The 14,070-nt window shown below is 39.3% G+C and carries 12 protein-coding genes and 1 pseudogene; 6 read left to right on the top strand and 7 right to left on the bottom strand.

Features of this window, described 5'->3' with window-relative positions:
* Positions 1-2: 2 nt before the first annotated feature.
* Both G9G53_RS18750 and G9G53_RS18745 read left to right on the top strand, forming a co-directional pair.
* Positions 3-884, top strand: coding sequence for a carbohydrate ABC transporter permease (locus G9G53_RS18750; RefSeq protein WP_165149568.1), 882 nt, complete (start codon positions 3-5; stop codon positions 882-884).
* Between the two features lie 55 nt (positions 885-939).
* A complete protein-coding gene (locus tag G9G53_RS18745; RefSeq protein WP_069012544.1) occupies positions 940-1,821 on the top strand; it encodes a carbohydrate ABC transporter permease in 882 nt (293 codons plus the stop codon).
* Positions 1,822-2,297: 476 nt separating this feature from the next.
* On the opposite strand, the gene G9G53_RS18740 is transcribed toward G9G53_RS18745, so the two are convergent.
* From G9G53_RS18740 to G9G53_RS18725, 3 genes and pseudogenes are all read right to left on the bottom strand, one after another.
* Positions 2,298-2,720 (bottom strand): hypothetical protein, encoded by a 423-nt coding sequence (locus tag G9G53_RS18740; protein ID WP_165149566.1) that lies wholly within the window; start codon positions 2,718-2,720, stop codon positions 2,298-2,300.
* Between the two features lie 467 nt (positions 2,721-3,187).
* Positions 3,188-3,574 (bottom strand): ribonuclease toxin immunity protein CdiI, encoded by a 387-nt coding sequence (cdiI, locus tag G9G53_RS18735; RefSeq protein ID WP_165149564.1) that lies wholly within the window; start codon positions 3,572-3,574, stop codon positions 3,188-3,190.
* Between the two features lie 1,370 nt (positions 3,575-4,944).
* Positions 4,945-6,924, bottom strand: a pseudogene (locus tag G9G53_RS18725) (contractile injection system protein, VgrG/Pvc8 family); the annotation flags it as partial.
* Positions 6,925-7,301: 377 nt separating this feature from the next.
* Here G9G53_RS18725 and G9G53_RS18720 point away from each other — a divergent pair.
* The 4 genes from G9G53_RS18720 to G9G53_RS18700 all read left to right on the top strand — a co-directional run bounded on the left by G9G53_RS18720 (position 7,302) and on the right by G9G53_RS18700 (position 11,007).
* Positions 7,302-8,264 carry a helix-turn-helix transcriptional regulator gene (locus tag G9G53_RS18720; RefSeq protein WP_165149562.1) on the top strand — a complete coding sequence of 321 codons (963 nt, stop codon included), beginning with the start codon at positions 7,302-7,304 and terminating at the stop codon, positions 8,262-8,264.
* 109 nt (positions 8,265-8,373) lie between these two features.
* Positions 8,374-9,000, top strand: coding sequence for a type 1 glutamine amidotransferase family protein (locus G9G53_RS18715; RefSeq protein WP_165149560.1), 627 nt, complete (start codon positions 8,374-8,376; stop codon positions 8,998-9,000).
* Between the two features lie 51 nt (positions 9,001-9,051).
* Entirely contained in the window at positions 9,052-9,576 is a 525-nt protein-coding gene (locus tag G9G53_RS18710) for a VOC family protein (RefSeq protein WP_165149558.1), read from the top strand.
* A gap of 306 nt (positions 9,577-9,882) precedes the next feature.
* Positions 9,883-11,007, top strand: a complete 1,125-nt coding sequence (locus tag G9G53_RS18700; protein WP_165149556.1) for a serine hydrolase — start codon at positions 9,883-9,885, stop codon at positions 11,005-11,007.
* A gap of 354 nt (positions 11,008-11,361) precedes the next feature.
* Here the strand turns inward: G9G53_RS18700 and G9G53_RS18695 are convergent, their stop codons facing one another.
* The 4 genes from G9G53_RS18695 to G9G53_RS26545 all read right to left on the bottom strand — a co-directional run bounded on the left by G9G53_RS18695 (position 11,362) and on the right by G9G53_RS26545 (position 14,067).
* Positions 11,362-11,721: a putative zinc-binding protein gene (locus tag G9G53_RS18695; RefSeq protein WP_013311396.1), complete on the bottom strand. Its 360-nt coding sequence runs from the start codon at positions 11,719-11,721 to the stop codon at positions 11,362-11,364.
* Between the two features lie 190 nt (positions 11,722-11,911).
* On the bottom strand, positions 11,912-12,244 hold the full coding sequence (locus G9G53_RS18690) for an Imm8 family immunity protein (RefSeq protein WP_165149554.1): 333 nt from the start codon (positions 12,242-12,244) through the stop codon (positions 11,912-11,914).
* 216 nt (positions 12,245-12,460) lie between these two features.
* Positions 12,461-13,252, bottom strand: coding sequence for a hypothetical protein (locus G9G53_RS18685; RefSeq protein WP_165149552.1), 792 nt, complete (start codon positions 13,250-13,252; stop codon positions 12,461-12,463).
* Positions 13,253-13,884: 632 nt separating this feature from the next.
* Positions 13,885-14,067 carry a hypothetical protein gene (locus G9G53_RS26545; protein WP_238437884.1) on the bottom strand — a complete coding sequence of 61 codons (183 nt, stop codon included), beginning with the start codon at positions 14,065-14,067 and terminating at the stop codon, positions 13,885-13,887.
* Positions 14,068-14,070 lie beyond the last annotated feature (3 nt).

Raw genomic sequence — 14,070 nt, 5'->3', positions numbered from 1 at the left:
CCGTGGAAAAGGTCATGTCCAATAAGCTTGTCATTGCTCTCTATGTATTGCCTTCTCTGCTGCTGTTATTAGCCGTAATATATGTACCCATCGTACTGACCGGCTATTACGGCCTGAATCAGTGGAATGGAATCGGTTCTATGACTTTTGTGGGGCTGGACAATTATCAACATTTGCTCACAGACAGTGCATTCTGGCAAAGTGCCTGGCATTCGCTGCTGCTGGCCTTGTTTTCAGGCATCAGTCTGATCGGTTATCTGGTCATTGCGATGATTTTGTCAGGAAAAATCAAGGGAGCGAATCTGCTGCGGAAAATTTATCTGATTCCCATGCTGTTGTCATCTGTAGCGATCGCACAGCTGTGGCTCAAAATGTATCATCCAACGAACGGAGTGTTCAATTCCATACTGGCGTCGGTCGGAGTCCACAATCCGCCTGAATGGTTAGCTAATCCGTCCTTGGTGCTGTTTGCTTTGTTCATTCCGATTATTTGGCAATATGCAGGCTTTTATATCCTGATCTATTATGCCGGGCTGAAAAACATTCCCGAAACGCTGATGGAGGCTGCCCGGATTGACGGGGCCAGTGTCTGGCAGATTGCGACTCGTATCAAATTGCCCCTGTTGCGCGAGGTGATTAACGTTACGATCATATTGTCCATTGTCGGCTCGCTCAAATATTTTGACCTCATCTACGTCATGACGGATGGTGGGCCGAATGGAGCCAGTGAAGTGATGGCTTCGTACATGTACCACCAGGCATTCCGCAGCTTTGATTTTGGATACGGTAGCGCTACAGCCTTTGCCCTGTTGCTCATCTGTCTGATCGCTACGTGGCTGATCCGCAAGGTTACGGCTACTAGTGACACCATCCAGTATTCATAATACGGTCATGCAAATAGATGAGGGTAACAAAGGACAGGAAGAGGGAGGAACGGATATGAAAACCCAGGCAGCCGCCAACTATCCGCTTGGAGTCGGTACCCGCGGCAAAATGTTAACTCGGGTCGGTTATGCCGCTTTGTATATCATTTTAATCATCTTGGCGGTGACGCAGCTTTTACCGCTGGTGTGGCTGATGCTTTTCTCACTTAAAAATAATCAGGAAGTGTTTAACCTTCCGCCGTTTGCACTCCCGTCCCAGCCACATTGGGAGAACTATATGAATGTGTGGACCAGCGGCAATATCGGGCGGTATTTCTTCAATAGTGTGTGGATTACGGTCATATCCGTGGCGTTAACGGTGCTGCTCGCCAGCTTTGTAACGTTTGCCATTACGCGTATGCGGTGGAAAGGAAGCCAGCTGGTTCTCGGGCTCTTTATGGTCGGACTGATGATTCCAGTCCATTCCACCTTGATTCCGTTGTTCAGTATGTTTCTCAAACTGCATTTAACAGACACTTCACTCTCTATCATCCTGTCGTATGTTGCTTTTAATCTGCCGACAACGATGATGATCTTGCTGGGATTCTATTACGCCCTGCCCCGTGAAGTGGAAGAAGCGGCTGTTATGGACGGTTGCTCCGTCAACCGAATGTTCTTCCGGATTGTGCTGCCCATGACCACCCCCGTCATGGCAACGACGTCTATTATTAACATGATCTATAACTGGAATGAGTTTATTTTCGTGAATACGTTTATTAGTTCGGACGAAAACAAAACACTGACCGTCGGCGTTCAAAACTTTATTGGACAATATACGACCGACTGGGGAGCTATTGGGGCTACGTTGATGATCAGCATTTTGCCCATTTTGCTCGTGTTCCTCATCATGAGTGACCGGATTGTGGAAGGGATCGCAGCAGGGTCGGTTAAGGGGTAAAACAGATTTCCCAGATTAGAAGAGCACCCCCTAGTGTAGACATGGGAACAAACTTTTTGGTTTGTCCGATGAATGCTAGGGAGGTGCATTTTTGTGTGCGGGTCTAGGTTTGAGGTGAAGGGAATACTTAATGAAGTAACTCCATAATTTAAAGTCTTTTCAGAAATTAAATGGAAAGCAAACGAACGTGTTGATATTTATTTACCGACCAATTGTGTGAATGGATCAGAGGTTATGATGTGGTTGGTAACCCTGATAGGGAGGAATGGCAAGTTGTGTTATTCATATAGGAATTGGGATTCATTCTGCTAATTGACTGCTTATTTTTGGCATGAAAAAAGCACATTCCTACTCGTATCTCAAGTGGGACTGTGCCTTTAAAAGACTATCATATTTGTGTTAAGTTGTTGGTTTGCATATCTGTTAATATTATAAATTAAATTTGTCCGAAGTTATTAACAAGCTATTGACATGGCTTATTTGAATCTTTCCAAAGCATGATATGGATTCGAAATATTTTCACCAACTTCATCAATTGTTTCTATAATTTCTTTTAATATTAATTCGTCTATATCCTTATCTTGATTTATTGAATCTTTAATTTTTTGAAAGCAATTTTTCAGTCCGAGGTTTACAACAATTGAAAGAATAATATCTACATCATCATAAGAATCGGTATTCCATAACCTATAAAGAACCATATCTATACTATTTCTTACTTCACTTTCCAATAACTCGTAGGTCATAACTTGTCTATCTGTTAATTGGCTAAGAATTAATAAAAAATCCTTTTTCTCAATTTTACCAGTATTAAATTCATTCAATACGTTTTGAAACATCAATGCTAATGTTTCTGTTGGTAATACATCGGGTAATTTCTCAATTTCTTTAAGATTCATTTTTTTATTTCCCCTCTATTGGAATGTGAAATTCATTTAAGGATTAATTTTTAGTCCAAGTTCCATCTGTTTTTAATTCTTTATTACCTATTTTTTTCTCAACTTGGTAAACAGATGCTCATCTTTTAATAAAATATAGACCGTTGTTCACTGGCGAGTTTTTGATAAAATCGTTTGCGTAACGCTTTGAGATACCAATCTGACATTTCGAATTTCCTCACCCGTGGTTTGAGTGTGCGTATGGTATTTCTGATAGAAAGGGATGAAAATCCATTGTTTTCTGCAGGAAAGCTGGACTATTATGTTTTTTTGCCTTAGATTTCGATAATACAAAAAAAGCTCGTTCCTACTCTTAGGTTCAAGTTGGAATAAGCCTTTGAAAGTTTATCAAGTTTGTGTCAAGTTTTTAGTGTTTGGTTTGTTATATTGTGCGATCTTGTTATTGGGTGTGTAAACATCCTATTGTTTTAAGCGTATAAATTTAACTTCTCCTTGATTTGAGCTAAACAACTTTCAACTTTAGCGACATTCTGGGAATGTCTTGATAGATACTCTTGAGCTACCTTAACTAAATACTCAAAAAACATCTCATAATCCACAATTGCATACACTTCTACACTAGTTACTGGCGGAGTTGTTGTGAAATTCACTCCACTATCTCCAAAATACTCTTCATCATTTGGAGTGCATTCAGTAGCAAAATAGCAGCTAGTATAACCAATACCAAATCCTTTACCCTTTTTAAATTCATTAAGAGCTTCTAAAAAATAGCCATCCCCTAAAGTACCGTAGTATGCCTCCATATTCTCAATTTTTTCCTGAGCATCTTCTACATAATATATTTCATCATCCATCTTATTCATTCCCTTATTTATTAATTAATTTTTCGGAATCACAGGGAAAAAGTTTGTTATTTCTCCAGTAGCTTTATCCCTGTAACCTATAAATTCCAGTTTTTTACCGTCAACTTCAGCATATCCAACAATTTCATCAGAAACAGCATTTTGTCGTGTGTCTATTTTTATTTTATTATGTTGAATGCCCTCTTCCATTGCCTCTCTCCCCAACTTAAGCATCTGTTCATCAGAGACTAGTTTCGGATCGTATACAGTTTTTGGATTCTTATACTCTTTCCACTGACCAGTAAAGTTTCCTTTTCCACCATTATCTAAGCTCATTCCGTCATAAACAGGGAGTTTGTATTTAACCTCATAAATTCCCGGAATATCTGGATGTGGCGTTTTTATCGCAGCTTGATTAATATTCTTAACTTGGTCGCCAAAGTTGTCTAAAATATACTGTTCAAAGTTTTCGAGGTTATGGCCACCTTTTATTCCTATAGTTGGTTTTGCTTTAAACCCTTTCACTTCAATTAAATGATCATCATAACCTGGTTTATAATTGATTCTAACATTAGGAGCTTGTGACGTCCCCTTAGTATTCTTCGATTTAACAATTTCTTTTTCCTTTTTTAAATACTCTTTTATATTTGAGGCTTTTCTTGTATTTGTACTTTTAGCTACATTATATATGACCTTCTTTTGAATTTTACTATTTTCTTCTCTAGTTGCCTTGGAGGCAGTCTCTCGTAGCGTTTTCCTTGCCTGTTGATCCTGTTGTTTATATTGGTTTTTCGTTGTTAACCTTTCATTTGGTTGTGGTTTGTAGCCTTTGGTTTCAAGAGTTTGGTTATTTTTTGGGTTAGCTATGTTTTCTCTAGCTTCTATTTGTTGTCTCGCTAATAATTCCTGAACTCTTACTTTTGCACTTACTCCAGAAGAAATATTAAAGAACCCTTTTCCTCTACCCAGTTTTGAAAGTATCCCCTTTAATTCCTTAGTATGGTCAATCCCCCCTCGACCACCAAACATAAGAGGGTTTTCTGTGATAATAGCATAGAACATCCATTTCTTCTCTTCTTCAGATACTCCTTGTTTCCTAGTTAGCATGAAGAAATCGCCGGGATAATTATGTTTCCATTCACTATAGTATTGGCGATCCGGTTTACCGTCACGAGTACGTACAAGACCATCTTCTCCTCGATAACTCCCCGGTTTAAGTTTGGGTGTAAAGTCTTCGGTATATGCTGCCCTAAGATAATCCTGCCAGATTCTTTCGTATTCTTCTTCTGTCAGCTCTGGTGGCGCAGCTTCTTTTTTTGCTTTAAGGGCAGCTTCAGTTCTATCTTTTTCTTGTTCTTTATATTCCCTCAGCATTCTATCTTTAACGCTTTTAGGTACCTGTTGATAGGCATGAACCATAGTTTTTGATGCTGCAAGCATGTTTTGAACCAGCTCTAATGGGCCACCGGAATGCGCTATATGACGTGCGCTTGTATACACTTTTCCTAGAATCCATTTGCTATAGTAGGCATGTCTCGCTTGCTCATGCTCGTATTGAGTAATCAACCCTTGCACCGCTAAACCAGCCAAGTGTTTCAACGGATTAATGCCGTTCCCCTTACCGCCTCCAATCGTAGGAGTTCCTTTGCTCCGAACGGGGATCATAGCGGTTGCTTTCAGAATGACACCCGCCGCAGGCCCACCTAAAGCTCCCGCAACAACGCCAGCCACTTTTCCCATCACTGGAATGGAGCCTAATAGCTTGGACACCGTACCCAACAAAGAGTTGGCCTGTTGAAGTGCAGCTGGATTTGTCACTTTGGCGGTAGGAGTGCTGCTTGATGTCTTAGCTGCTGATGGAGCTTGCGCCGCCTCATATGCTTTGATGCTCATCAATGGTGGCTCAGGTACAGGAGGGAGGTCGGCTACGAAAACAGGTGCCTTCACCGTACCTTCCTGATAAATCACCGGAGCCTTGGTATCCGTCTCACCATCCAGTACCATGCTGCTGGCTCCGCCTTTTAGATACATCGCCGTTCCAGCTTCCAGTGAAAGTCCCTCGCCAGCATTGAGCTTCACATGACTACCCTGAATCTGCACATTCCCCGGACTGTCGATGGTAATGCCGTTAACTTCATGCAGTGTAATGGAAAATTCACCGGAAGTGGATAGGGTCAGATCATGCTCAGACATTTCTACGCCGCTACCTTGCACATGTTGCCATACCTTCACATTCGACTGTCCATTGGTGTGGCGTTGTTGTCGCAGTGAATCCGTGACATAGGCATCTTGTTCGCGGTGGGTAGGCAGATACAATTCCACTTGTTCCCCGATCTCAGGCATATCGTACCAGCCACTTGTTCTTCCGCGACATAACGGGTGGCTACGGGAAACCAGCACGCTTTAGCAGGATATTGCTTCGGGTCAATGTCAAGTTGAAGCTGTACAAAATCCTCCTGTACCTTCTGCACCGTTCCTGTCAGTGAAATCCCGGTGGCCTGATCGTTTTCATACCGGGCATAGCGGATATCCTGTTCGACTTGAAGATCGTAACGGGTACGCAGTAAGCCATCCGTTAGTGTGGTTACTGCCCGAACCACGACCAGTTCTTTACCTTGTCCAATGGGTAACGTGATGAGGTCGCCCAGCGCATAGTATTGCAGGCTTTCGATCATATAGGTGACATACGAGCCAGCACGTTCGCCTGGCTTTTCCGCATCCAGCTCATGAAACGTTTTACGTACTCGATAAAATACATCCCGCTCTACCTTATGCTGCTTGCCTTCAGGCATCCCGAAGAAAACCTTGGGCGAGGCTGCGGTTACCTCTGGCACAAGTACGGAACCAAAGCGAGAAGCGAGGCGTTTTAAAAACGCCCAATCCGTCTCCTCATATTGTAAAACAAATGTCTCCAGTTTGGCATAGTTGGTCACCGTATCAATGGCATCTCCGTACTGATATTTTCGAACCAGCGCAGTGACCAGATCATCATAAGTACGGTGAATATCTTGATAGGAGCGCCTTTTACGCTTAATATCCATCTGGTACGAATGGGAAGCGGCCTCTAGTTCAAACGTATACACGCCTCGCACGCAGTGTACGGACATACGTGTAACAATCCCATGGAACAACCTTCTCAGCGATTGTCCCTGATCATCCAACTGACGAATCACAATCGGCTCATGCTCCATATCCTGTCCGATGCATGCAGCTCCTTGTTCTTCGGAGAGCAAGCCACTGATATGTAAAAAGGCATGATCGTTAATGGTACGTGTTATTTGAAGTTGTTCGATATGTAGTAGCTGAAAGGGACCATAAAAGCGTAGGCTTTCATATCCGATCCCATCTGATAATACGCTCAAGTGAGTTCATGACTCCTTTCTAGATGCGATGGATATTTCCAATTGAAGCACGTCATTTTGCAATTGCTTCTGATTATAGAAGCAGCAGATGGGTGCAACAGTGAGTCAAAATAGATATGTATTACAAGGTTTGTACGCTATAAAGGGACGAGAGGTGATATTTAATAAACAACCCAGCATATGTATTTATCGGTTAAAAGAGAGATTTAGTTTACAGAATGACCCATTGGAAGTGGTATTTACAATGTTTATTTCTGGAAGTAGGAGATATCGGAGGCGAGTTTTGAGAAGAAAAAAGCATATAATAGGTGGTAAGAGGGAGTATACAAAGATATTTATAAAAGATTGAACTTTAATGAGAGATGAGGGTTCAGGTTATGCCAAAAAACGATAATATGCTGGCCATTCTATGGATGCTGAATTCGGGCGTAAAGATGACGGCAAAACAAATATCCGAAAAGTTAGAAATAAATATAAGGACAGTTTATCGGTATATTGATGCTCTATGTGCCAGTGGAGTGCCTATAATATCCGACACGGGTCATAATGGCGGGTATAGCCTGCTGAATAATTTTATTAGAGCACCTTTACTATTTGATATGGAAGAAAAAAAGGCACTTCTTCATGCTGCTGTTTTTGCAAAAGAAGCTGGATACCCTTTGAGTGAGGCATTAGGCAATGCCACATCAAAATTGAAAATGTATTCAAATCAAGAGCAGGAAAGTATACTTAGCCGTCATTTAGCCGGGTTTGAAGTGATAAATCGCATGGGAGCTCCTTCTCTTCAGCCGATATTGGCAGAATTGGAGCAGGCTGTAGCCAACGAATTTTCTGTAGAAATGGATTATCGCACAAGTCATGAAGAACAACCCAAGTATAGGGTGATAGATCCCTATGGAATGGTTTACTGGAACAACAAATGGTATACTATTGCATTTTGCCACCTAAGGAATGAGATCCGTAGCTTTCGGGCAGATCGGATTCTACAAATCAAGCGGACTCCAATCCTATTTAAGCGTCCTGAGGATTTTTCGGCTCGTGAATTTTTTATGCAAAATCTGTTACCTGATTTAGTGGGCAAGGACGGTTTAATTTCTTTAATGATCGGAGGTAGGTCAGAGGCATTGGATGACTTATGTCTGCATTGGTTTTTGGGGCATCATCTGAAAGAGCGGACCTCCAATCAAGCAATCTTTTTGCTTGAGGAAAAATCACTTCATACCTATGTCCCTTATTTACTCCTACCCTACGGGAAATCCATTCAAGTCATCGAACCACAGAGTTTGAAGAAAAAACTTGTTGCTGTTGCGTCGGAGTTAATGGAATATTATCAACGTTAAAAGCTTCACTGACAGCGGATGTCAGTGAAGCTTTTTTATAATGAAGATAATCACGGATTACCGAGGGCTGGTATCACTTGATAAATTATAAAATAAGGAGAACCTGTGAATGAATAGTACGGTATATCTGTATGTATTTGACACCATGGCAGACTGGGAGATAGGTTACTTAACTGCCGAACTGAACTCGGGAAGATATTATAAAAAGGGGCTGGCCCCATCCAAAATAGTTACCGTGGGAATGGAAAAGACTCCTGTCACTACCATGGGCGGATTGACAATCCTGCCAGATATCAAACTGGATGAGTGCAAAATTGAAAGCACGGATGCATTGATTTTACCCGGTGGAAATACATGGACAGAAACCATTCACCAACCGATCTTAAAAATCGCTGAGAGGTGCTTAGAGGAAGGGATATGGGTTGCTGCGATTTGTGGTGCTACCATGGGACTTGCCCAGGCAGGATTGTTGAATTCACGTTGGCATACAAGCAATGATCTGGAATACCTCAAAATGACCTGTCCCACCTACACGGGCGAAAAGTATTACAAAATGGAGTCTGCTGTAACCGATGGAAAACTAATCACTGCATCTGGAACAGCTCCTTTGGAATTTTCCGTACACGTCTTGAAAGCTCTGGGTGTGTTTTCTTCTAAGACATTAGAAGCCTGGTATAGTCTAAATAAGACTCGTGCATCCAAATATTACTATGAGTTGATGAATTCAATCCAATAAAGGAATAAGCATAAAACTGAACTGTTACGATCATTTAAAGGAGGAGTCAAAATGACTGAAAGCAGAGAATATATGGGAGTGTCAGGTAAATATACAAAGAAGGGGATGCCCAACGGCTTTACATCTATTACCCCTTTTATTACAGTGAAGAATCCTTCTGAAGCAATAGAGTTTTATACAACTGTTTTCAATGCAAGGGTTAAGGATATTACTGAATTTCCTGATGAGAATGGCAATAAAATAATCGTTCATGCGGAATTAGATTTTGGAAATGGTTTTTTGCAGCTGGGAGCAGCGAATCCGGCATATCAATTGGTCTTGCCGCCAGATGGAGACCATGCGTGTTATTCTTTCGGAATTTACGTAATGAATGTGGATCAGGTCATTGAAAATGCGGTAGAAAGAGGAGCAAAAGTAAGGGAACCCGTTACAAACTTTGTATCAGGTGATCGATTCGGAAGTATACTGGATCCTTGTGGAGTAAGATGGTCTATTATGACCAGGATCGAGGATTTGTCAGAAGAAGAAAGCAGTCGTAGGGTTGCTGAATGGGCCAAAAGCTTTAGTGAAGAATAAAGGCAATCACTTTTTAAAAGTATTAAGAGTGACGGTCTGCTGAAATGATGTTAAGGAAAGATTGAAGATAGAATGCATTGGTAATTTGTTCTTCAATGAGGTTCTAGTTGATAATGACTCTATTGCACAAATTTGTATAGGGATACCGTATCTTTGGTGGGCGGTTCCCTTTATAATTATTTTCAAAAAATGGTTATATGTGGTTATTTGTATGATTACTAGCTTCTAAAAGAAAAGTGATTCCCGTGGGGAACTGTGACGGCTTATGTGAACTTCAGTCTAAGCGTGTCCATTAAGGAGCAAAGTATGAAAATAATTTTATTAATAGTAGCTATAATTTTAATATTTGTTCTCATATGTATCCTGTTTTTGCTCATTGCGAAGCGCCAAAATAATAAGAAAACAGAAATGGATGTTCTGAACTTTTTAAAGGAAAACCCGAGTAAAGCATCTTTGTATATGGTCAGAAATGGTATGGAGAAAATCAGCTATAACTCAGAAGTTAAAATGCCGCTTGCCAGCACGGTCAAAGTGATCATTGCTATCGAATTTGCTCGCCAAGTTGTGGCGAAAATATTAGACGAGCAGGAACTTGTTCCTTTAGAGGAATTAAATAAATTTTATATCCCTGGTTCCGATGGTAACGCTCATCATAACTGGATTCAATCCATTCGCACAAACCATAAAGAGGTTCAAGGAAAAATTACGTTATTGGATATTACTCACGGTATGTTAGCATATAGTTCCAATGCCAATACAGAATTTCTGATGGCGAAAATGGGTTTGGATAAGATAAATGAGAATATTATCAAACTCTCACTTTCTTCCCATGATAAAATCTTTCCTTTTTCATCTGCGGGATTCATGTCTCCTTATACCCAAGAGACCGAAAACATAGGCTTTAAAGAGTCGATACAAAAGATAAGTGAGATGAGCTACGAGGAATATATGAAAAAATCTATTGAAATTCATCAGATTTTAAATCGTGATCAGGGGATAGAATGTATTCAGAAATGGAACACCAGGCAGAATTATGTACGAAAGCTTCAAGTGCTGGAATCGCGCAAGCTTCCTCGTTCAACGACTAAAGAATATGCTTACCTCATGAAGCTCATACACAAGGAGGAGTTGGTTCCTTCTACTATAAATCCATATTTAAAAATGCTAATTCAGCGACAAGTAGATAACTCCAAGTTAATAGAGTTTGGAAACAAAGGTGGATCTACCATTTCTGTTCTAACAGAGGCTTTATATTGTACGGATCGGGAAGGAAATGACATTCAACTAGCCATGTTTATTCAAGATGATTCTGGGGTGGATCATATTTGGCTCAAGCAGAAGCTGGATTTGTTTTTTTACAAATTATTAACGGATACTGCATTTCAAGAAGAGGTAAGAAGCAAATTATCATATGATAAGGAAAGAAATTGAATGTTTTTTTATTTTGTAAAAATGCTGCTAATTCCGCTTATACTTTACTGGATCATGGCTTACTTTCCATTTTAAAATCGTATTTCGTGTCTCTTTATGGTTTATTAGCGATATATCAAGTTTTTATTTGTATTTTATTTAGTATTTCATACATTATCTCCACTCCTTTAGAACGACGGTTTGAGAATTGGTGTACCAGGTATTTTAAATTGTGAGACAAATTCATTTAAACATTCGATAATTATTCTCCTTATTAATAAGATGTTGCTGTATAAAAATAATACTGGCGGCCCTTGAAGATGTGTTAGGAGCCACCAGTAAAAATTCGATATACACCTTTATTTTGATTAAGAATTATTGTCCAATTTGTTCTAAAATTTGTGTGTAAGCATTCCTGTAATGATCGGGGTTAGGATCTTCTCCTATTATCTTGGGTACGTCAAAGTCAGACAGCAGAAAATGGTGTTTGGGTTGAACTTCATGCCTTGCTAGACAACTCTTGCAACAGGACAAGGGACAGCCGTCAATTGCAATGATGTCACGTCCCGATTTTGCTGTTCTGACAAGTGGTTTGACATCACCACCAACACCAGCTATGCAGGACATTTCAGCGACTTTTTCTCGATCCATTTGTATAGCGATCATGTTAGCGGTTTGTGCTGCAGAGGAACATCCAGAACATGAATAGACAAGAGGTAAATCAGTTCTTTTCATCTTTGTACACTTCCTTGTTTTTTCTTTGTGATCGATCACGGTATCTTTGGTTTCAGCTGAAATAAATTTAAAATTGTTTGTATTTTAACTTAAATTTACAGTCTAAACCGTGATCGTGATCACGACAATATTTTAGTAAAATCTGCTATGGGGCTAACTGTGTGTGTGTATAAATCAGCTAGATCCCCAATTATTTATCCATCTCCCAACGAAAATATGCAGATAGGTTTTTATATGCCTCATTAATATCATTATCTGCGCATTTATTAATGATACGATTTAATGTGGCTTCAAGTGTATTTTCATTAAAGTCCTTTGCTATAAAATGACCATGACCGATAATAATATCACCTTGACCTGCCATTCTATCTAACCTTTTAGGACTTACTAGTTCAAATGAAAACATGTCTGATGCTCCATTTATTTCACTGGGTCCGATATCTATACTATAAGTAATATAGAAGTCGTCTATATCTTCACCCCAATCCTCATACATCTTTGTTAAAGCCTTTATTATAAGCATTTAATTATCCTCCTATTCTTCAATATCAATATGAACGTTACTTATCTGTTTTGGTACCCGTGCTTAACCAGCGCTGTATTCTTCGAACACTTTCTCTTGTAAGTCAAACACGTTAAGATGTGGAGGGATCTCAAGTCATTGTTTTAGGGAAAAGATAGGGGCGTGTTCTATACAAAACGAAACAACTCTCGCAGTGACTTCTTTGGCGCTATGTTTTTATTTTGGTAGAGTGTAAATAACATCAAATGGGTTCTTATCTTCGAAAAACTCGGTGTATAGCTTTGCAACTTCGTTTGAACTCAAGTTCATATTAAGTCGCAATAAGTCCCCTAATTTCACCAATATGTCAGCTTCTCTTGAGGTTACTATTTTCTTTTGTACTATATGTTCTGTATTTTTTGGGGTTACCCATGCCCAATCATTCATGGCCGCTTCAGTAAATGGATATCCAAAAGATAACGAACTAACATGAGCGTATTCTGAACACAGAGGATGAACGATTAATAAAAAGGCTGCAATTATTCCTGAACGATATCTTATCCTTTGTGCTTTTTGAACCTCTTGAGCAAATGATTCTAGGTAATGAGGGATTTCTCCCCAATTAGAACGTCCCATTGAAACTAGTATTTCAACGGCAAATTTATGATTTAATTTATTGGCCAATTGTAAGAATATCTGATTGTTTGTACAGCCAGAGGCGGTAATTGCACCTAAACATCTTGCAGCTTCCTGAACGTTAGTCGCACCTTCTGATATAAGTTTCACATATTCGTCCAACATCGTATCGTAGCTAACGAATTCTGGAGATTCCACAATTGTTTCGATTAAAAGTGCCTTTGTACTCTGTTCTTTAACCAGAGGAATCATACTAACAAGTTGAGCAAAATAGTCACCCACTAATTCTTCTAAATTGCAATCATTTTTTAATAACTTTAGAGCAGCTACTATAACACTATCATCTTTATCTAAAGACGCGTTTATTATTAGGTGCATAATTTTTCCAATCACATATTTCTTCCTCTCAGGCTTAGATTAAAAGTCATCTTAATCTTTTAATTTGTTCTTTTGTTGATCTGACAAAAAAAATCCTGAGTAATTTTTCATTCGACGATAATCTATTCAAGCGGCTAAAGACTTTTTGAGTAACCGCCACTTATACGTTTGTATTGTTTAACTTATTGCGGTGTATAAAAAGAAACCACAACACGCGACTAGCACGTATTATGGCGTTTAATTTTACATACGATATGGAAATTTTCATAGACACTTTTAAATAGTTTCCGTAGTTCTATTTTATATGGTTTTATAATCCTGTTTCATTGTCTTCCATTAAATGTGACCAGTATCCTTAAACGTCTTTCATTGCTACAGATCAATTTGGTCAAACATCTTTTGGAGTTCATGTGTATATTTTTGTGTACTATATTCATTTTGTTGTTTCATTTTCATTGCTAATTCATTTTTTATTAAAATGGAACAAAAAAATGTCTTCAAGTCTTTATTTATCATATATAAATGAGGTTCATGAAGGGGTGAAGTAGTAAAAAGTTCACTGCTGCTTTCTTTAAAATACAATCCACACGAGTTACGCATACCGAAACTTGTAAAATGACCAATTTTAATATACTGTACGCCTTCAATTAAATTTTTTGAAAAGTATCTAATCCATAGAATATAAAATCATTATATTCCTCTGGCACTCCGATACTGACCATAAACTCAGCATTATCATGACTTACACCGAGTCTTACTAATTCATTGTAATCATAGTCTCTTATTTCAGATTCATAGTAGTCACGAATCTCACTAATATCAATATCCACACT

Source organism: Paenibacillus sp. EKM206P (genome assembly GCF_011066155.1).
Taxonomy (GTDB): Bacteria; Bacillota; Bacilli; order Paenibacillales; family Paenibacillaceae; genus Paenibacillus; species Paenibacillus polymyxa_D.
This window is presented reverse-complemented; position numbering and strand designations above follow the sequence as displayed.

Bases quoted from the DNA above. Each gene is read 5' to 3' on its own strand.
- G9G53_RS18695 (WP_013311396.1), bottom strand. From the start codon at position 11,721: ATGAAAAGAACTGATTTACCTCTTGTCTATTCATGTTCTGGATGTTCC.
- G9G53_RS18745 (WP_069012544.1), top strand. From the start codon at position 940: ATGAAAACCCAGGCAGCCGCCAACTATCCGCTTGGAGTCGGTACCCGC.
- G9G53_RS18710 (WP_165149558.1), top strand. From the start codon at position 9,052: ATGACTGAAAGCAGAGAATATATGGGAGTGTCAGGTAAATATACAAAG.
- G9G53_RS18690 (WP_165149554.1), bottom strand. From the start codon at position 12,244: ATGCTTATAATAAAGGCTTTAACAAAGATGTATGAGGATTGGGGTGAA.
- G9G53_RS18715 (WP_165149560.1), top strand. From the start codon at position 8,374: ATGAATAGTACGGTATATCTGTATGTATTTGACACCATGGCAGACTGG.
- G9G53_RS18700 (WP_165149556.1), top strand. From the start codon at position 9,883: ATGAAAATAATTTTATTAATAGTAGCTATAATTTTAATATTTGTTCTC.
- cdiI (WP_165149564.1), bottom strand. From the start codon at position 3,574: ATGGATGATGAAATATATTATGTAGAAGATGCTCAGGAAAAAATTGAG.
- G9G53_RS18720 (WP_165149562.1), top strand. From the start codon at position 7,302: ATGCCAAAAAACGATAATATGCTGGCCATTCTATGGATGCTGAATTCG.
- G9G53_RS18740 (WP_165149566.1), bottom strand. From the start codon at position 2,720: ATGAATCTTAAAGAAATTGAGAAATTACCCGATGTATTACCAACAGAA.